Below are 17,178 nucleotides of genomic sequence, written 5' to 3' on the forward strand. Positions count from 1 at the left end.
CCCCGCGGGTGGACCCGACGGGTCCCGCCGCCTACATTCCGGCGACGATCAACTCCGGAGTTTCGCGATGCTCTTCGCCGCCATGTGCCACGACAAGTCCGATGCCCTGCCGATCCGGCTCGCCACCCGCGACGCCCACGTCGCCTGGCTGAAGAGCCTCGGCCCGCGCGTCCGCATCGCCGGACCCTTCCTCGACGAGACCGGCGAGATCATGCAGGGCTCGATCGTGGTGATCGAGGCCGACGATCTCGCCGCCGCCAAGGCGACCTTCGCCGAAGACCCCTATGCCGCGGCGGGCCTCTTCGCCTCGGTCGAGATCCGGCCGTGGCGCTGGGTCGTCGGCGCTCCGGCGGCGTGAGGCGACGATGGCGCACTGGCTCTACAAGTCCGAACCGAGCGTCTGGTCCTGGGATGCGCAGGTCGCGGCGGGTGACGCCGGCACCTACTGGGACGGCGTCCGCAATCCGCTCGCCAATGCCAACATGAAGGCGATGGCCGTCGGCGATCGCGGCTTCTTCTACCATTCCAACGAGGGCAAGGCCGTCGTCGGCGTGGTCGAGGTAGTCGCCGCCTGGTCGCCCGACCCCAACGACGTCCGGGGGACCTTCGGCGCGGTGACGCTCAAGGCGGTCGAGGCCCTGCCGCGCGCCGTGACGCTCGCCGAGATCAAGGCCGATCCGCGGCTCGCCGACATGGTCCTGGTCAAGAACTCGCGCCTCTCGGTCCAGCCGGTCTCGGACGCCGAATGGGCACTGATCCGCACGCTCGGCGGGCTCGCGCCATGAGCGGCGCCGAGATCTCCGACAAGCTCGCCTTCATCCGCGCCAACACGCGGCTGCAGGCGCCGCCGCACGTGCCGGAGATCTCGCTCCACCTCGCCGACGAGGCGATGGACCTGTGGAAGCTCACCGAAGAGCAGCTCGACACCCTCGGCCTGCCGCTGCCGTTCTGGGCCTTCGCCTGGGCCGGTGGGCAGGCGCTGGCGCGCTGGGTGCTCGACCATCCCGAGACCGTCGCCGGCCGCGACGTGCTGGCCTTTGCCGCCGGCGCCGGGCTGGAGGCGATCGCGGCGATGAAGTCGGGCGCCAAGCGCGTGCTCGCCACCGAGATCGATCCCTTCGCTCTGGTGGCGCTCGAGCTCAACGCCGGCATGAACGGCGTGTCGATCGGCATCTCGGGCGTCGACGTGTTGGAGACCGGCCTTTCCGGCCTGCCGTATCGTCCCGAAACGGTGCTGCTCGGCGACGTCTTCTTCGAACGCCCGCTCGCCGACAAGGTCGCCGCCTTCGCCGCGTCCTGTGCCGACGAGGGCATCCTGGTGCTGGTCGGCGACCCCGGCCGCAGCTATCTGCCGAAGGAACGCATGGAAACGCTGGCGGAATACCGCGTTCCCACCACCCGCGCGCTGGAGGACGCCGAGGTCAAGAAGACCCGCGTCTGGCGCTTCCTCGGCTGAATTCACCACGATCGCGAGAGACTGTCCGCAGCCGCCCGTCTCGGGGGGTCGCTGGCCCGCGCCTTGCCAATTCCTAACCGATCCTTGACAGCGCGTCCCGAAACGGGACGATCGGGGATGGTTGGAGTGGCGTGATGCGTATTTCGGAGAGCCGATCCGTCTCGATCTGGTCGCGCGACGCGTCGGGTGCGCGCCGGGTGGAGCCGGCCGCGCCGACGGCGGCGAACGACGGCGATCGGGGCGGCGCCTCCGCGGCGCCGGCCGAGGCGCTCTTCGACGAAGCGGTCGAGGCGCCGACGCGGATCGTCCGTCATCGCCCCTTCGCCCCCTTCATCGCCCAGCTGATCGCCAATCGCGAAGGCTTCGCCGAGACGCGTCGCCGCCGCCGGGCCGAACCCGGAGCGGTTTCGGCCTATGCCCGCGTCGAGCGCGGCGAAGGGCTGCTGGTACCCGGCTATCTCGTCGACGTGGCGCGCTGAGGCGGCACGCGGGTCAGGGACCGCGGTCGAAGCCGAAGTCGCGGCGAGCGCCGCGTATGGTGATGGTGAAGCCGCCGACCACGTCGATCAGCGCGATCGCCGTCAGGATGAAGAACACCGAGCTCGCGGCACCGACCACCGTCAGGAACTCGATCAGGTGGGCGACGAAGACGGCGAGCGACAGCGCGTGGTCGACGATCGTCGGCGAAGACGTGCGGGTCGCCTTGACGATCTCGACGAAGAGACAGATCAGCGCACCGAGGATCAGCACGTCGCCGAGCAGCAGCGTGAAGCGCGCGTCGGAGACCATGGTGACGGTGAAGACCGGCTCTACCCAGGGGTCGCCGGCATTGGCGCCGAAGACTCCGGCGATCACCAGATTGTAGACGAGGAGCGGCGCGAGGGTCAGCGGCACGTTGAGGAACATCGCGGACATCCCGGTGTGGTCGAGGAACGGTCCTCGGCTGCATAGCCCGCGACCGCGTCGAAAAAAAGAAGGGCCGGCGCGAGGCCGGCCCTTCGATCTCTTCGGGCTGAGGAACGATCGCTCGTTCCCGCGCCGCGATCACTCGCCCTTGGGCTCGAGGATCTGGCGACCGCGATACATGCCGGTCTTCAGATCGACGTGATGCGGGCGGCGCAGTTCGCCGGAATCCTTGTCCTCGACGTAGGTCGGCGCCTTGAGCGCATCCGCCGAGCGGCGGAAGCCGCGCTTCATCGGCGAGGTCTTTCTCTTCGGAACGGCCATCGTCCATACTCCAGATCAATGGCGCCGGCCTCTCGGGCGGCGCGAAACTTCATGTGGCACCTGAATGCCATCGGTTCCGGTCGGCCGGCCGAAGTCACGCATTTTCGGTGGATCGGCGGGCTTATACAGAACTCGCCGCGGTTTGACCAGAGGAAACGGGCGTTTTTTCGCGCGTCCCGACGAGGCACCGTCGGCGGTGCCGCCGCGCATGCGGAATCCCCTTGGAGCGACGGGCGATTCGCGCTAGCTCGGGAAGCATCGCCCATCCGGACCGATGCCATGCCCGAACTCGTCGCTCTCTCGCCCGCCGCCTTCCTCGACGTGCTCGCCCGCGAGGGCGCGCGGATCGAGGCGGTGCTCGATCGGCTCGTCGACGAGACGGCACTGCCGATGGAGACGGTCCGACCGCCCCGTATCGTCGCCGCCATGCGCCACGCGGTGCTCGGCGGCGGCAAGCGCATCCGGCCGTTCCTGATGATCGAGGCGGCGCGGCTCTTCGGCGTCGAGAGCGAGGGCGTCGCCCGCGCCGCGGCGGCGCTCGAGATGCTGCACTGCTACAGCCTCGTCCACGACGACCTGCCGCAGATGGACGACGACGACCTGCGCCGCGGCCGACCGACGGTGCACCGCGCCTTCGACGAGGCGACCGCCATCCTCGCCGGCGACGCGCTGCTGACCCTCGCCTTCGACACGATGGCCGATCCCGCCACCCATGCCGACCCCGCCGTGCGGGCCGATCTGGTGCTGCGGCTGGCACGTGCCTCCGGCGTCGGCGGCATGGTCGGCGGGCAGATGCTCGATCTCACCGCCGAAGGCCGCTGGAGCGCGGACGGCAAGCCGACGAAGCTCACCGACGCCGAGATCCGCCGCCTGCAGGCGATGAAGACCGGGGCGCTCTTGCGCTTCCCGCTCGAGGCCGGCGCGGTGATGGCCGGAGCGAACACCGCGGACGTCGCCCGGCTCGGCCGTTTCGGCGCGATCGTCGGCCTCGCCTTCCAGATCGCCGACGACCTGCTCGACGTCGAGGCCACCGCCGAAGCCATGGGCAAGGCGACCGGCAAGGACGCCGCGCGTGGCAAGGGCACGCTGGTCGCCCTGCACGGCATCCCGGCGATGCACGCCGAGCTCGACCGGCTGATCGCCGCCGCCGCCGCCGAACTGGCGCCCTGGGGTGAACGCGCCGAGACGCTGCTCGCCGCCGCGCACTTCATCGCCGAACGGCAGAGCTGAGGCGGCACTCCTCTCACCGCCTTCGCAGATGCTCCACCAGGGCGCGCGGCGCCGTCGCGACCCTCAGTGTCGCGACAGATGATCCACCAGGGCGCGCAGCGCCGGGCGCATCTGGCGGCGCGACGGGTGGTGGAGATGGAAGCCGGGGAAGATCGGCATCCAGTCGGTGAGCATCTCCTCCAACCGACCGGCGGCGATGTCCGCGACGACGTAGTCGGAGAGGAGGCAGGTCACGCCGAGGCCGGTCAGGGCCATCTCGAGCAGGGTCGAGCCGTCGTCGACGATCACCCGCGGGCGCGGAAGCAGGGTGAAGGCGCGGCCGTCGCGTTCGAACTCCCAGCGATAGAGCGAGCCGTCCGAGAAACGGCGCAGCAGACCGGGCATGGCCTCGAGGTCCTGCGGCGTTTCCGGCCGGCCGTGGAGGTCGAAGAAGGCGGGGGTGGCGACCACCGCGAGGCGCAACATCGGGCCGATCGCCACGGCGATCATGTCGCGATCGAGCAGCTCGCCGATGCGGATGCCGGCGTCGAAGCCTTCCGCGACGATGTCGACGCGGGCCTCGTCGACGACGATCTCCAGTTCGACGTCCGGGTAGGCTCGACAGAAGTCGGCGAGCCGGCGGTCGAGGCCGAGAGCGAGGGCCGAACGCGGCACCGACAGGCGCAGCCGGCCGGCCGGGCGTTCAGGCCGATCGACCGCCTCGTCGAGGGCGCCGCGGATGGCGTCGAAGGCCGGCGTGAGGCGTTCGACGAGCCGGCTGCCGGCCTCCGTCAGCGCGACCGACCGGGTCGAGCGGTTGAAGAGCCTGACGCCGAGCCGCGCCTCGAGCCCGCTCACCGCATGCGACACCGCCGAGGGCGAGACGCCGAGGCCACGCGCCGCGGCGCGGAAGGAGAGTGTGCGGGCGACCGCCAGGAAATGGTCGAGATCGGCGAGGTCGATGCGGGGCATGGACGAGCCATTGATGAGCCGAATTGAACACGGCGTTGCGAAGACATGAGCTTATCAGAACGATCGCCGTCGCATAGGTTCGGTTCACACCATCGAACGAGGGTTCACCATGCGCACGCGTCGTCTCGGACAAGATCTCGAAGTTTCCGCCATGGGGCTGGGCTGCATGGGCATGAGCCATGCCTACGGCGGCCAGGAGGAGGCGAAGTCGATCGCCACGCTGCACCGCGCCGTCGACATCGGCGTGACCTTCCTCGACACCGCCGAGGTCTACGGCCCCTACGAGAACGAGATCCTGCTCGGCAAGGCGCTGGCGGGGCTGCGCGACAAGGTGACGATCGCCACCAAGTTCGGCTTCAAGATCGCGCCCGAGGCGGGCGACGGCGTCAATCGGATGATCGGCCTCGACGGTCGGCCGGAGAACGCCAAGCGCGTCGCCGAGGCGAGCCTGAAGCGGCTCGGCACCGACGTCATCGATCTCTACTACCTGCATCGCCCCGACCCGGCGGTGCCGATCGAGGAGAGCGTCGGCGCCATGGGCGATCTCGTCCGCGAAGGCAAGGTGCGTTTCGTCGGCGTGTCGGAGACCGATGCCGACCAGCTGCGCAGCGCCCACCGCGAGCATCCGATTGCGGCGATCCAGAGCGAGTGGTCGCTGTGGACCCGCGGCATCGAGGACGAGGTGCTGCCGACGGCGCGCGAACTGGGCATCGGCATCGTGCCCTTCTCGCCGCTCGGCCGCGGCTTCCTCGCCGGTGCGGTCGACGCCTCGACCGAATTCGCCGAGACCGACTTCCGCCGCAACCTGCCGCGCTTCCAGAAGGAGGCGATGGAGGCCAACGCCCGCTTCGTTGCGACGCTCAACCGCATCGCCACCGACCACGGCGTCACCAAGGCGCAGCTGGCGCTCGCCTGGGTGCTGGCGCGCGGCGACGACGTCGTGCCGATCCCCGGCACGCGCCGGATCGACCGGCTGGAGGAGAACGTCGGCGCGGTCGCGATCACGCTGTCGCCCGACGACGTCGCGGCGATCGAGGCGGCGGTGCCGGCGACCGAAGTGGTCGGCGATCGCTACGGCTCGCGCACCTCGGCCTATCTGCCGCAGAGCGAGAAGAAGTGAGGCCCGCTCGGGCGCGCCGTCACTCGGCGGCGCGGCCCTTGCCGAAACGGGTCTCGATGTAGTCGGCGACCATCGTCTTGAAGTCGGCGGCGATGGTCGGCCCCTTCAGCGTCGCGACCTTCGCCCCGTCGACGAAGACCGGGGCGGACGGCGTCTCGCCGGTGCCGGGCAGCGAGATGCCGATGTCGGCATGCTTCGATTCGCCCGGTCCGTTGACGATGCAGCCCATCACCGCGACGTTCAGCGCCTCGACGCCCGGATAACGCTCGCGCCATTCCGGCATCGACAGGCGAATGTGCTCCTGGATCTCGTGGGCGAGTTCCTGGAAGACGGTCGAGGTCGTGCGGCCGCAGCCCGGACAGGCGGCGACGATCGGCGCGAAGGTGCGGAAGCCCATGGTCTGGAGGAGCTCCTGCGCCGCGATGACCTCCTTGGTGCGGTCGCCGCCGGGCTCGGGCGTCAGCGAATAGCGGATCGTGTCGCCGATGCCCTGCTGCAGCAGAATGCCGAGGGCGGCCGACGAGGCGACCAACCCCTTCGAGCCCATGCCCGCCTCGGTCAGGCCGAGATGCAGCGCGTAGTTCGAGCGCGCCGCGATCTCGCAGGAGACCTTCACCAGATCCTGGATCTGGCTGACCTTGGCCGAGACGACGATGCGGTCGCGCGGCAGACCGATCTCCTCGGCCATCTCCGCCGAGAGCAGCGCCGACTGGACCATCGCCTCGTGCATCACCGCGCGGGCGGTCAGCGGGCTGCCCTTGGCCGCGTTCTCGTCCATCAGCCGAGTGAGCAGTTCCTGGTCGAGCGATCCCCAGTTGACGCCGATGCGCACCGCCTTGCCGTGGCGGGCGGCGATCTCGACGATCGCCGAGAACTGGCGGTCGCGCTTGTCCTTGAAGCCGACGTTGCCGGGATTGATGCGATACTTCGCCAGCGTCTCGGCGCAGGCCGGGTGATCGGCGAGCAGCTTGTGGCCGATGTAGTGGAAGTCGCCGACCAGCGGCACCTTCACGCCCCAGCGATCCAGCCGCTCGCGGATCTTCGGCACGGCGGCGGCCGATTCGTCGCGGTCGACGGTGATGCGGACGAGTTCCGATCCGGCGCGGGCGAGGGCGCGCACCTGTTCGGCGGTCGAGAGGACGTCGGCGGTGTCGGTGTTGGTCATCGACTGCACGACGATCGGCGCGCCGCCGCCGATCACCACGCCGCCGACGTCGACGGCGACCGAGGTGCGACGGGAGAGAGGTTCTGCGGTCGGGTAGATCGCGGTCATCGAGAACGGCTCCTGAGGTCGCGGTGGACGAATAGCGATCGTGCCGCCGCCTTCCTTCCGATAGGGTCGATATCCATATCGGTCGAAGCATCATGTCTAGCGAATCGAGGCGCCCATGTCGTCAGCGGAGAAGGGAACCGGCCTTGCGGCGATCGCGCACGGGATCGCCGCGCCCATCGTCTGTGTCGCACTGGCGGTGGTGTTCCTCGTCTTCGGCACGGAACCGGCGGCCTTTCCGGCGCTCGGGCCGGTGCTGTCGCTGGTGCTTCTCGCCGTTCTGCTCCTCACCGTGGTGATCGCCGTGCATCATGCCGAGACCATCGCCCATCGCCTCGGCGAGCCCTACGGCACGCTGGTGCTGACCATGGCGGTGACGGTCATCGAGTGTTCGCTGATCCTCGCGGTGATGCTGTCGGGCAAGGGCAATCCGGCGCTGGCGCGCGACACCGTGTTCTCGGTCTTCATGCTGGTGATGAACGGGCTCGTCGGGCTCTGTTTCCTCATCGGCGGCCTGCGCTGGGGCGAACAGACGTTCCGCGCCACCTCGGCGCGTTCCTATCTGATGGTGCTGCTCCCCTTCGGCGTCATCACCATGGTGCTGCCGGGCTTTACCACCACGGCGGCGGGGCCGTTCTATTCGACGGCGCAGATCGTCTTCGTCTCGGTGGTGACACTCGCGCTCTACGGCATCTTCCTCTACGTCCAGACGGTGCGCCATCGCGGCTTCTTCGACGTCGAGGCGAGCGAAGCGGACATCGCGGCGGCGGCCGCGCCCGGGCCGGGGATGCGGCCCTATCTGCTGCTGTCGCTGTCGCTCGTCGCCATCGTGCTCTTCGCCAAGAGCTTCGCCGCCTCGATCGCGTCCGGGGTCGCGGCGGTCGGGGCGCCGCCGGCGATCATCGGCGTGCTGGTGGCCCTGCTGGTGCTCCTGCCGGAGAGCGTCGCGGCGATCCAGGCGGCCCGCGAAGACCAGCTGCAGCGCTCGATCAATCTGGCGCTCGGTTCGACGCTGGCGACGATCGGCCTGACCTTCCCGGCGGTCGGCGCTCTGTCGCTCGTCATGGGGACGCCGCTCGTCCTCGGGCTCGGGCCGACCGAGATGGTGCTGCTGGCGCTGACCATGGTGGTCTCGATGGTCACCTTCTTCGGCGGGCGAACCAACATCCTCTCCGGCTCGGTGCATCTGGTGCTGCTCGCGACCTTCGTCTTCCTCGTCTTCGTGCCGTGAGATCGGACCTGACGTCTTCCATTCGTCGTACCCGTTGCGGAGGACCTTCATCCTGAGGTGCGAGCGCAAGCGAGCCTCGAAGGGCGAAGGGCCGAGAGGCAAGGCTCGTCGAGGCTTCGCACTTCGAGGCCCGGCTCTGCCGGGCACCTCAGTGTGAAGCCGAACAACGGGACAGCGCCGGAACCTCGCACGTCGATCCCAGACGCCCTTGCGCCGAGAGCCGGGCGGAATCCCGCCCTGCGGCCTTGCGCGCGCGATCGTTCCGGCTAGAGTGCCGGCCGAATTCGATCTCCTCTTTTTCAACGATCCGGAGTGCCGACATGGCCGCGAACGACGTCAAGAAGGTGGTGCTGGCCTATTCCGGCGGCCTCGACACCTCGATCATCCTCAAGTGGCTGCAGGTGACCTACGGCTGCGAAGTCGTCACCTTCACCGCCGACCTCGGTCAGGGCGAGGAGCTCGAGCCGGCGCGCAAGAAGGCGGAACTCCTCGGCATCAAGGAGATCTTCATCGACGATCTGCGCGAGGAGTTCGTCCGCGACTACGTCTTCCCGATGTTCCGCGCCAATGCGCAGTACGAGGGCGACTATCTGCTCGGCACCTCGATCGCCCGTCCGCTGATCGCCAAGCGCCAGATCGAGATCGCCCGCGCCGTCGGCGCCGACGCGGTCTGCCACGGCGCCACCGGCAAGGGCAACGACCAGGTCCGCTTCGAACTCGGCTACTACGCCCTCGAGCCCGACATCAAGGTCATCGCCCCCTGGCGCGAGTGGGACTTCAAGTCGCGCGAGGCGCTGATCGACTTCGCCGAGAAGCACCAGATCCCGATCGCCAAGGACAAGCGCGGCGAGGCGCCCTTCTCGGTCGACGCCAACCTGCTGCACTCGTCGTCGGAAGGAAAGGTCCTCGAGGATCCGTGGATCGAGCCGCCGGAATACGTCCACATGCGGACGATCTCGCCGAAGGACGCGCCGGACGTCGCCACCGAGATCACCGTCGCCTTCGAGAAGGGCGACGCCGTCGCCATCGACGGCGTGGCGATGAGCCCGGCGACGCTGCTCGCCAAGCTCAACGAGCTGGGCAAGGCCAACGGCATCGGCCGTCTCGACCTCGTCGAGAACCGTTTCGTCGGCATGAAGTCGCGCGGCGTCTACGAGACCCCCGGCGGCACCATCCTGCTCGCCGCCCATCGCGGCATCGAGAGCGTGACGCTCGACCGCGGCGCCGCCCATCTCAAGGACGAGCTGATGCCGCGTTACGCGGAGCTCATCTACAACGGCTTCTGGTTCTCGCCCGAGCGCGAGATGCTGCAGTCGCTGATCGACAAGTCCCAGGAGAACGTCACCGGCGAAGTGCGGCTCGAGCTCTACAAGGGCAACGTCCGCGTCACCGGCCGCCGTTCGCCCTTCTCGCTCTACGACCAGGAACTGGTCACCTTCGAGGAAGGCAAGGTCGCCTACGACCACCGCGACGCCGCCGGCTTCATCAAGCTCAACGCCCTGCGTCTGCGCACGCTCGGCCGCCGCAAGAACCGGCTGGGTGCGTGATCGGCGAGACCGGTCGGACATTTTCGGAAGGGCGGCGTCGCGAGGCGCCGCCCTTTCTCGTTTCGGATGCTCTCCGCCCTCACCGCCGCGGGGCGAAGAGGTGAATGGCCAGCGCCAGGCCCTGCATCGTGGCGAAGACCGCCTGGAGGGCGACGACCGGATCGAGGAAGAACGATCCGGCGACACCGCCGAGGAAGCCCGATCCCATCTGCAGGAAGCCGAGGAGCGCCGAGGCCGAGCCGGCGATCTCCGGGAAGGGCGCCAGCACCCGGGTGGTCAGTGCCGGGATGACCAGCGCGACGGCGAAGGCATAGAGCCCGATCGGCGCCATCACCACCGCCCAGCCGGGCTCCAGCGGATGTTCGAGCGAGAGCGTCGCGGCGGCACCGACGAAGGCGATGACGAGGCCCGGCGTCACCAGCCGTTCGGCGCCCATGTGGCCCATCAGGGCGCGGGCGGCGAGACCGCCGACGAAGTAGGAGCCGGTCTGGGCGAGCATGCCCATGCCGAAGAGCGTCGGATCGAGCCCGACGCGGCCGATCAGCACGAAGGGCAGCAGCGTGCCGAGCGCGTAGATCGAGCCGACCGACAGGCCGAGCGACAGCGCGGGCGTGAGGAAACGGGCATCGCCGAAGAGCCGTGCGTAGGCGGCGATCATCCGGCTCGGGCGGACGAGATCGGCCTCGGGCGCGGTGTTGGTCTCCACCATGAAGCGATGGACGACGACGAAGGCGGCGATGCCGAGCAGCAGCATGACGACGAAGATCGCCCGCCATCCGGCGAGCTGCAGCACCACGCCGCCGATGGTCGGCGACACCGCCGGGCCGATCGACAGCACGATGCCGATGGTCGCCAGCACGCGGGCCGATTCCTGGCCGGTGAAGAGGTCGCGGACGATGGCGCGCGACACCGCCACCCCGACCGCGGCGCCGATGCCCTGCACCAGACGCGCGGCGATCAGGATCTCGACCGTCGGTGCGAAGACCGCCACGAAGCCGCCGACGACGTAGAGCGTCAGGAAGACGAAGGCGATCGGCCGCCGACCGAAGGCATCGGAGAGCGGCCCGACGACCAACTGGGTGAAGGCGAAGCCGGCGAAATAGGCGGTCAGCGTCGCCTTGACCAGGCTCATGGTGGTGCCGAAGGCTGCGACCAGCGCCGGCATCGCCGGGGTGTAGAGCGCCATCGACATCGAGCCGAGGGCGGTCAGCAGGGCGCCGATCACCGCGGCACGGGTCGGCGTCATCGCCGCCGCCGGTCGCTCGGCCGGCGGGGGAAGGGTGGACGCGGGTTCGCTCACGAACGGCCCTCCGGCGCTTCGAGGGCGACGAGGGCGGTCCGCACCCGCACCAGCATGTCGCGCAGCTGCGGCACTTCCTCGGGCAGGAGCGCGTCGCTGGGCGCGGCGCGGACCGCGGCGCCGAGCGTCAGCAGACGCTCGAGGGCGGGTGCCGCCGCCGCGGTCGGAACGACGTTCTTGGCGCGGCGGTCGTGGGCGTCGGGTTTGCGCTCGATCAGGCCGCGCTTCTCCAACCGGTCGAGGTGGCCGGTCAGCGTCATCGGCTCGATGAAGAGCGCCTCGGCGAGCCGCGTCTGGCGCTCGCCCGGCCGCTCGACCACGGTCTTGAGCACACGCAGCTCGGCGGCGCGCATGTCGACCTCGGTCGCCGCCCAGGCCTGCTCGAGGCGGCGCCAATAGAGACGCGCCACGTCGGAAAAGAGCGTGCCGAGGGTTTCGTGGGACGATGGAGTCGGGGACGGGATCATGGGTCTCTCGATCTGTTCGTAGCCCATATGATATGTTTCCCTTATCAAATGTCGACCGTCATCCGCCTGTCGTCGCCGGATGGCAGACGATCGCGACGCGCAAGGCTCGGCCGGAGCGGGGCGATCGCGAGGCGTTCCGCCCGCTCGCGCTTGCGAAAAAGGCCCGAAAGGGTTAGAGACGGCGCAATCCGTGAAAGTCCCAAGAAACTCGAGACACGGGCGGCGCAGCATCTGCGGCCGGCCCGATACCGGCAGGCGTTCCCAATGAAGCTCCGCAACATCGCCATCATCGCGCACGTCGACCACGGCAAGACGACCCTTGTCGACGAGCTCCTCAAGCAGTCCGGCACCTATCGTGAGAACCAGAAGGTCGCCGAGCGCGTGATGGACTCCAACGAGCTCGAAAAGGAGCGCGGCATCACCATCCTGGCCAAGGCGACCTCGATCGTCTGGAAGGACGTGCACATCAACATCGTCGACACCCCCGGCCACGCCGACTTCGGCGGCGAGGTGGAGCGCATCCTCAACATGGTGGACGGCGCCATCGTTCTGGTCGACGCCGCCGAAGGCCCGATGCCGCAGACCAAGTTCGTGGTCGGCAAGGCGCTGAAGGTCGGCCTGCGTCCGATCGTGGCGATCAACAAGGTCGACCGTCACGACGCCCGCGCCCAGGACGTCGTCAACGAGGTCTTCGATCTCTTCGCGGCGCTCGACGCGACCGAAGAGCAGCTCGACTTCCCGATCCTCTACGGTTCGGGCCGCTCGGGCTGGATGGCCTATTCGCCCGAGGGTCCGCAGACCGACGGCATGGCGCCGCTGCTCGACCTCGTGCTCGACCACGTGCCGGAGCCGACCGTCGAGGAAGGCCCGTTCCGCATGATCGGCACCATCCTCGAGGCCAACCCCTTCCTCGGCCGCATCATCACCGGCCGCATCTCGTCGGGCTCGGTCAAGCCGAACCAGACGATCAAGGTGCTGGCGCAGGACGGCTCGCTGCTCGAACAGGGCCGCGTCTCCAAGATCCTCGCCTTCCGCGGTCTCGAGCGTCAGCCGATCGAACTCGGCGAGGCGGGCGACATCGTCGCCATCGCCGGCCTGCAGAAGGGCACCGTCGCCGACACGTTCTGCGATCTCTCGATCACCGAGGCGATGCACGCCCAGCCGATCGATCCGCCGACCGTCACCATGAGCTTCCTCGTCAACGACAGCCCGCTCGCCGGCACCGAGGGCGACAAGGTGACGAGCCGCGTCATCCGCGACCGCCTGATGAAGGAGGCCGAGGGCAACGTCGCGCTGAAGATCGAAGAGTCGGCCGACAAGGACTCGTTCTTCGTCTCCGGCCGCGGCGAACTCCAGCTCGCCGTGCTGATCGAGACCATGCGCCGCGAGGGCTTCGAGCTCGCCGTGTCGCGTCCGCGCGTCGTCATGAAGAAGGACGAGGCGACCGGCGAGACGCTCGAGCCGATCGAAGAGGTGCTGATCGACGTCGACGAGGAATACTCGGGCGTCGTCGTGCAGAAGATGGCGGAGCGCAAGGCCGAGATGGCCGAGATGCGTCCGTCGGGCGGCAACCGCCTGCGTCTGGTGTTCTACGCGCCGACCCGCGGCCTGATCGGCTATCAGTCGGAACTGATGACCGACACCCGCGGCACGGCGATCATGAACCGCCTGTTCCACGAGTATGCGCCCCATCGCGGCGAGATCGCCGGCCGTCGCAACGGCGTGCTGATCTCCAACGACCAGGGTGAATCGGTCGCCTACGCGATGTGGAAGCTCGAGGACCGCGGCCCGATGATGATCGACCCCGGCACCAAGGTCTATCGCGGCATGATCATCGGCGAGCACACCCGCGAGAACGATCTCGAGATCAACGTCCTCAAGGGCAAGCAGCTGACCAACATCCGCGCCGCCGGCAAGGACGAGGCGGTCAAGCTGACCCCGCCGATCCGCATGACGCTGGAGCGCGCGCTCGCCTGGATCCAGGACGACGAGCTGATGGAAGTGACGCCGAAGTCGATCCGTCTGCGCAAGGTCTATCTCGACCCGAACGACCGCAAGCGCTTCGCCAAGGCGAGCGCCTGATCCGTTCGACATCCGACAATCGCGACGGCCGCGATCCGACACCGGGTCGCGGCCGTCGCCGTTTCAAGGCGCCGATGCCGCGGAAATCCGCGGCCGGAGCATGATCGGCGCGCAACTTGCTTCGCTGGAGGCATCGGTGGGACCGACGGGGGAATCGTCGGCTTTCTACTGATTGCGAATGCTTTTCACATTCGTTACGGATAGATCTCCAGCCACGGGATGAAGCCCATGATCCCCAGCCACGACGTCTCCCTCCTCGCGTCCTCGCGCGAGCTCCTGTCCCTCGGCCGCCTCGATCGCGGCTGGTCGGGTTGGGTCGCCGGTCTCGCACCGACAGGGGGCAACACGACGATCTCGTGGAACGAGCTCGAGCGTCGTCTGCTCGAGATGGGGCTGGTCGAGGGCGCCCGGGTCGAGATCCTGCACGAGGGTCCGATCGGCGGCGATCCGATCGCCGTGCGGGTCGACGACACCACCGTGGCGCTGCGCCGCCGCGACGCGGCCGTGATCCTCGTCACCGCCGCCGAGTGAGCCCATGAATACCCATGTTCCCGAGATCGCCCTCGTCGGATGCCCGAACGCGGGCAAGACGGCGCTGTTCAACGCCCTGACAGGTTCGCGCCAGAAGGTCGCCAACTACGCCGGCGTCACCGTCGAGCGCAAGGAGGGCGGCTTCGTCACGCCGGCCGGGCGCACGGTGAAGGTGCTCGACCTGCCCGGCACCTATTCGCTTCGCGGCCGCAGCCCCGACGAGATGGTCACCCGCGACGTCGTCCTCGGCGCCCAGGCCGGCGAAGAGATCCCCGACGCCGTCGTCTGCGTCGCCGACGCCACCAATCTGCGCATCGTCCTGCGCCTCGTCATCGAGCTGATGAAGGTCGGCCGGCCGATGGTGCTGGCCCTCAACATGATGGATCAGGTCGAGAAACAGGGCGGCCGCGTCGACGTCGACCGGCTGTCGCAGGAACTCGGCATCCCGGTCGTGCCGATCGTCGCCATCCGCAGGGGCGGCATCGATCCGCTGCTCGCCGCGATCGACCGCCTCGCCCTCGACGGCCCCGATCCGCGGCCGCACGGCTGGCGCGAACCCTCGGCTGAGGAGATCCGCGCGACCCACGCCACCGCCGCCCGCATCCTGCACGACTGTGCCTTCCATCCCGGCGACGAGAAGCTGACGCGCCGGCTCGACGCCGTGCTGCTGCACCCGGTCTTCGGCGTGATCGTGCTGCTCGCCGTGCTGTTCCTGATGTTCCAGGCGGTCTTCACCTGGGCGAAGCCGCCGATGGAGGCGATCCAGGGCGGCATCGCCTGGCTCGGCGCGGTGATCGGCGACGCGATGCCCGAAGGGCTGCTGAAGAGCCTCGTGGTCGACGGCATCATCGCCGGCGTCGGCGCGGTTCTGGTGTTCCTGCCGCAGATCGTCATCCTGTTCTTCTTCATCATCCTGCTCGAGGACTTCGGCTACATGGCGCGGGCGGCGTTCCTGATGGATCGCCTGATGGCCGGGACGGGCTTGCACGGGCGGGCCTTCATCCCGCTCCTCTCCTCCTTCGCCTGCGCCATTCCCGGCATCATGGCCGCGCGCGTCATCGAGAACCGGCGCGACCGCATCGCCACCATCCTGGTGGCTCCGCTGATGACCTGTTCGGCGCGCCTGCCGGTCTACACGCTGATCATCGCCGCCTTCGTGCCGGAGAATGCCGAGGTCTGGGGCTTCGGCCTGCAGGGCCTGACGATGTTCGCCCTCTTCGCCACCGGCATCGTCACCGCGCTCCTCGTCGCCTTCGTCCTGAAGAAGCTCGTGTGGCGGGAGGAGCCCGAGCCCTTCATCATGGAGCTGCCGGACTACAAGTGGCCGCAGCCGCGCAACGTGGCGATCGCCCTGTGGATCCGCGCCGGCGCCTTCCTGCGCCGCGCCGGCACCATCATCCTCGCCATCATGATCCTGATCTGGTTCCTGTCGACCTTCCCGGCGCCGCCCGAAGGCGCCGCGGGTCCGGCGATCGACTGGTCCTTCGCCGGTCGGCTGGGTCACTTCCTGGCGCCGATCTTCGCGCCGATCGGCTTCTCCTGGCAGATCGTCATCGCGCTGATCCCCGGCATGGCGGCGCGCGAGGTCGCGGTCGGCGCGCTCGGCACGCTCTACGCCCTGTCGGCGACCGGCGAGGAGGTGGGCGAGGCGCTGAAGCCGATCCTCGCCGCGCACTGGACGCTCGCCACCGCGATGTCGTTCCTCGCGTGGTACGTCTTCGCGCCGCAATGCGCCTCGACCATCGCGGTGATCCGCCGCGAGACCGGCTCGTGGACATGGGCGGGCGTCCATTTCGCCTACATGTTCACCCTTGCCTATACGGCGTCCTTCGCCACCTATCGGATCGTGGAGGTCCTCACGCGATGAACGACACGATGATCGTCTACGGCGTGGTGCTGGGTGCCGCGCTCTATGTCGGCCTCAAGTACCTGCCCGCCGGCCTCAAGGCCCGCTTCGGCCTCGGTGGCGGCAACAAGTCCTGCGCCTCGGGCTCGTGTTCGACCAAGCCCGACGGCGGTTGCGACGGCTGTCACTGACGGCAGCGGGTCACCTCAGGCGGTGGTTCCCGCGAAACGCGGGTACATCCGCGCGGCGATCGGCGCGGCGCGCTGCGTGCGGCCGAAGCTCATGATGCCGTCGCGCCGCGGCTCCAGCGGCCACTCTCCCTCGACGACATAGGGCCCGCCGCCGCGCGACGCCTTCGACGAGTAGAGGACGAAGCGCTCCGGCGTCCAGGTGCTGCCCGAGAAGCCGCCGCGCAGCGCCAGCCATTCCGCCACGCCTTCGTGCGACACGCCCTTGCAGCGGGCGATCGTCACGTGGGGGGTGAAACGACGCGGCTCGGGAGGGAGCCCGAGCCGTTGGCAGATGCGTTCGTGCTCTCCCTGGAGCTCGACGAGCGCTGCGCTCGGTGCCACCTTGGCGACCAGCGAATGGGGCTGGCGGCCGCCGAAGGCCATGACGCCCTCGATGCGGACCTCGAACCGCGACCGGCGGATGCGCGACATCTCCTCGGCGATCTCGTCGGCGAGCCGCTCGTCGACGTCGCCGATGAAGCGCAGGGTGACGTGGTAGTTCTCCACGTCGATCCACTTGGCGCCGTGCAGGCCGCCGCGCAGGAAGGACAGGGAGAGGCCGAGGCTTTCGGGGACTTCGAGGCCGGTGAAGAGGCGCGGCATGGTCGGGTCCCCCGGGTCGCACCCGGCGGACGCGGCGCCGCCACGTCCGGATCGGGCCGGCGTCGCACGGTCGAATCGCCCTCGCGA

At 69.0% G+C, this 17,178-nt stretch carries 19 protein-coding genes; 12 read left to right on the forward strand and 7 right to left on the reverse strand.

All coding sequences use genetic code 11. The features are described from left to right. Nucleotides 1-67: 67 nt before the first annotated feature. From ACT53U_RS14530 to ACT53U_RS14545, 4 genes are all read left to right on the forward strand, one after another. Nucleotides 68-358 (forward strand): YciI family protein, encoded by a 291-nt coding sequence (locus tag ACT53U_RS14530; RefSeq protein ID WP_476156209.1) that lies wholly within the window; start codon nt 68-70, stop codon nt 356-358. Between the two features lie 7 nt (nt 359-365). Continuing rightward, nucleotides 366-785, forward strand: a complete 420-nt coding sequence (locus ACT53U_RS14535; protein WP_476156211.1) for an EVE domain-containing protein — start codon at nt 366-368, stop codon at nt 783-785. Beyond that, nucleotides 782-1,456 (forward strand): class I SAM-dependent methyltransferase, encoded by a 675-nt coding sequence (locus tag ACT53U_RS14540; RefSeq protein ID WP_476156213.1) that lies wholly within the window; start codon nt 782-784, stop codon nt 1,454-1,456. The genes ACT53U_RS14535 and ACT53U_RS14540 overlap by 4 nt, the downstream gene beginning before the upstream one ends. Nucleotides 1,457-1,590: 134 nt before the next feature. Next, nucleotides 1,591-1,935, forward strand: coding sequence for a hypothetical protein (locus ACT53U_RS14545; protein WP_476156215.1), 345 nt, complete (start codon nt 1,591-1,593; stop codon nt 1,933-1,935). Nucleotides 1,936-1,948: 13 nt separating this feature from the next. On the opposite strand, the gene ACT53U_RS14550 is transcribed toward ACT53U_RS14545, so the two are convergent. Continuing rightward, nucleotides 1,949-2,371 (reverse strand): hypothetical protein, encoded by a 423-nt coding sequence (locus ACT53U_RS14550; protein WP_476156217.1) that lies wholly within the window; start codon nt 2,369-2,371, stop codon nt 1,949-1,951. 129 nt (nt 2,372-2,500) lie between these two features. Further along, the gene (gene rpmF, locus ACT53U_RS14555) at nt 2,501-2,683 is read right to left on the reverse strand and encodes a 50S ribosomal protein L32 (protein ID WP_476133700.1); all 183 of its coding nucleotides are present in this window, start codon (nt 2,681-2,683) and stop codon (nt 2,501-2,503) included. A 279-nt stretch (nt 2,684-2,962) separates the two neighbouring features. Between rpmF and ACT53U_RS14560 the strand changes: the two genes are divergently transcribed. Then, entirely contained in the window at nt 2,963-3,913 is a 951-nt protein-coding gene (locus ACT53U_RS14560) for a polyprenyl synthetase family protein (RefSeq protein WP_476156219.1), read from the forward strand. 63 nt (nt 3,914-3,976) lie between these two features. Here the strand turns inward: ACT53U_RS14560 and ACT53U_RS14565 are convergent, their stop codons facing one another. Continuing rightward, nucleotides 3,977-4,864 (reverse strand): LysR family transcriptional regulator, encoded by an 888-nt coding sequence (locus ACT53U_RS14565; RefSeq protein WP_476156221.1) that lies wholly within the window; start codon nt 4,862-4,864, stop codon nt 3,977-3,979. 109 nt (nt 4,865-4,973) lie between these two features. On the opposite strand from ACT53U_RS14565, the gene ACT53U_RS14570 reads away from it, so the two are divergent. Continuing rightward, nucleotides 4,974-5,984 (forward strand): aldo/keto reductase, encoded by a 1,011-nt coding sequence (locus ACT53U_RS14570; protein ID WP_476156223.1) that lies wholly within the window; start codon nt 4,974-4,976, stop codon nt 5,982-5,984. A 19-nt stretch (nt 5,985-6,003) separates the two neighbouring features. Here ACT53U_RS14570 and ispG read toward each other — a convergent pair whose 3' ends face one another. Continuing rightward, nucleotides 6,004-7,257, reverse strand: a complete 1,254-nt coding sequence (ispG, locus tag ACT53U_RS14575) for a flavodoxin-dependent (E)-4-hydroxy-3-methylbut-2-enyl-diphosphate synthase (protein WP_476156225.1) — start codon at nt 7,255-7,257, stop codon at nt 6,004-6,006. Nucleotides 7,258-7,372: 115 nt separating this feature from the next. Here ispG and ACT53U_RS14580 point away from each other — a divergent pair, with 115 nt between their 5' ends. Both ACT53U_RS14580 and ACT53U_RS14585 read left to right on the forward strand, forming a co-directional pair. Beyond that, the gene (locus ACT53U_RS14580; protein ID WP_476156226.1) at nt 7,373-8,485 is read left to right on the forward strand and encodes a calcium:cation antiporter; all 1,113 of its coding nucleotides are present in this window, start codon (nt 7,373-7,375) and stop codon (nt 8,483-8,485) included. 320 nt (nt 8,486-8,805) lie between these two features. Further along, nucleotides 8,806-10,032, forward strand: a complete 1,227-nt coding sequence (locus ACT53U_RS14585) for an argininosuccinate synthase (protein ID WP_476156228.1) — start codon at nt 8,806-8,808, stop codon at nt 10,030-10,032. A 79-nt stretch (nt 10,033-10,111) separates the two neighbouring features. On the opposite strand, the gene ACT53U_RS14590 is transcribed toward ACT53U_RS14585, so the two are convergent. Both ACT53U_RS14590 and ACT53U_RS14595 read right to left on the reverse strand, forming a co-directional pair. Then, a complete protein-coding gene (locus tag ACT53U_RS14590; protein ID WP_476156230.1) occupies nt 10,112-11,332 on the reverse strand; it encodes a multidrug effflux MFS transporter in 1,221 nt (406 codons plus the stop codon). Then, nucleotides 11,329-11,799, reverse strand: a complete 471-nt coding sequence (locus tag ACT53U_RS14595; protein ID WP_476156232.1) for a MarR family winged helix-turn-helix transcriptional regulator — start codon at nt 11,797-11,799, stop codon at nt 11,329-11,331. Before ACT53U_RS14595 ends, ACT53U_RS14590 begins: the two co-directional genes overlap by 4 nt. 264 nt (nt 11,800-12,063) lie before the next feature. On the opposite strand from ACT53U_RS14595, the gene typA reads away from it, so the two are divergent. The 4 genes from typA (at nt 12,064) to ACT53U_RS14615 (ending at nt 16,449) form a co-directional block, all read left to right on the forward strand. Beyond that, entirely contained in the window at nt 12,064-13,881 is a 1,818-nt protein-coding gene (typA, locus tag ACT53U_RS14600; RefSeq protein WP_476156234.1) for a translational GTPase TypA, read from the forward strand. 228 nt (nt 13,882-14,109) lie between these two features. Further along, on the forward strand, nt 14,110-14,412 hold the full coding sequence (locus ACT53U_RS14605; protein WP_476133718.1) for a FeoA family protein: 303 nt from the start codon (nt 14,110-14,112) through the stop codon (nt 14,410-14,412). Between the two features lie 4 nt (nt 14,413-14,416). Further along, nucleotides 14,417-16,279, forward strand: a complete 1,863-nt coding sequence (gene feoB / locus ACT53U_RS14610) for a ferrous iron transport protein B (RefSeq protein WP_476156236.1) — start codon at nt 14,417-14,419, stop codon at nt 16,277-16,279. After that, nucleotides 16,276-16,449 (forward strand): hypothetical protein, encoded by a 174-nt coding sequence (locus ACT53U_RS14615; protein ID WP_476156238.1) that lies wholly within the window; start codon nt 16,276-16,278, stop codon nt 16,447-16,449. Before feoB ends, ACT53U_RS14615 begins: the two co-directional genes overlap by 4 nt. A gap of 15 nt (nt 16,450-16,464) precedes the next feature. Here the strand turns inward: ACT53U_RS14615 and thpR are convergent, their stop codons facing one another. Then, nucleotides 16,465-17,091, reverse strand: a complete 627-nt coding sequence (gene thpR, locus ACT53U_RS14620; protein ID WP_476156240.1) for an RNA 2',3'-cyclic phosphodiesterase — start codon at nt 17,089-17,091, stop codon at nt 16,465-16,467. Nucleotides 17,092-17,178 lie beyond the last annotated feature (87 nt).

This window comes from Pinisolibacter sp. DMC19, from assembly GCF_056313985.1.

Excerpts from the sequence above, each read along its gene's own strand:
- ACT53U_RS14580 (WP_476156226.1), top strand. The coding sequence starts at position 7,373 with ATGTCGTCAGCGGAGAAGGGAACCGGCCTTGCGGCGATCGCGCACGGG.
- typA (WP_476156234.1), top strand. The coding sequence starts at position 12,064 with ATGAAGCTCCGCAACATCGCCATCATCGCGCACGTCGACCACGGCAAG.
- feoB (WP_476156236.1), top strand. The coding sequence starts at position 14,417 with ATGAATACCCATGTTCCCGAGATCGCCCTCGTCGGATGCCCGAACGCG.
- ACT53U_RS14615 (WP_476156238.1), top strand. The coding sequence starts at position 16,276 with ATGAACGACACGATGATCGTCTACGGCGTGGTGCTGGGTGCCGCGCTC.
- ispG (WP_476156225.1), bottom strand. The coding sequence starts at position 7,257 with ATGACCGCGATCTACCCGACCGCAGAACCTCTCTCCCGTCGCACCTCG.
- ACT53U_RS14540 (WP_476156213.1), top strand. The coding sequence starts at position 782 with ATGAGCGGCGCCGAGATCTCCGACAAGCTCGCCTTCATCCGCGCCAAC.
- ACT53U_RS14545 (WP_476156215.1), top strand. The coding sequence starts at position 1,591 with ATGCGTATTTCGGAGAGCCGATCCGTCTCGATCTGGTCGCGCGACGCG.
- ACT53U_RS14565 (WP_476156221.1), bottom strand. The coding sequence starts at position 4,864 with ATGCCCCGCATCGACCTCGCCGATCTCGACCATTTCCTGGCGGTCGCC.
- ACT53U_RS14560 (WP_476156219.1), top strand. The coding sequence starts at position 2,963 with ATGCCCGAACTCGTCGCTCTCTCGCCCGCCGCCTTCCTCGACGTGCTC.
- thpR (WP_476156240.1), bottom strand. The coding sequence starts at position 17,091 with ATGCCGCGCCTCTTCACCGGCCTCGAAGTCCCCGAAAGCCTCGGCCTC.
- ACT53U_RS14595 (WP_476156232.1), bottom strand. The coding sequence starts at position 11,799 with ATGATCCCGTCCCCGACTCCATCGTCCCACGAAACCCTCGGCACGCTC.
- ACT53U_RS14585 (WP_476156228.1), top strand. The coding sequence starts at position 8,806 with ATGGCCGCGAACGACGTCAAGAAGGTGGTGCTGGCCTATTCCGGCGGC.
- ACT53U_RS14550 (WP_476156217.1), bottom strand. The coding sequence starts at position 2,371 with ATGTCCGCGATGTTCCTCAACGTGCCGCTGACCCTCGCGCCGCTCCTC.
- ACT53U_RS14605 (WP_476133718.1), top strand. The coding sequence starts at position 14,110 with ATGATCCCCAGCCACGACGTCTCCCTCCTCGCGTCCTCGCGCGAGCTC.
- rpmF (WP_476133700.1), bottom strand. The coding sequence starts at position 2,683 with ATGGCCGTTCCGAAGAGAAAGACCTCGCCGATGAAGCGCGGCTTCCGC.
- ACT53U_RS14530 (WP_476156209.1), top strand. The coding sequence starts at position 68 with ATGCTCTTCGCCGCCATGTGCCACGACAAGTCCGATGCCCTGCCGATC.
- ACT53U_RS14535 (WP_476156211.1), top strand. The coding sequence starts at position 366 with ATGGCGCACTGGCTCTACAAGTCCGAACCGAGCGTCTGGTCCTGGGAT.
- ACT53U_RS14570 (WP_476156223.1), top strand. The coding sequence starts at position 4,974 with ATGCGCACGCGTCGTCTCGGACAAGATCTCGAAGTTTCCGCCATGGGG.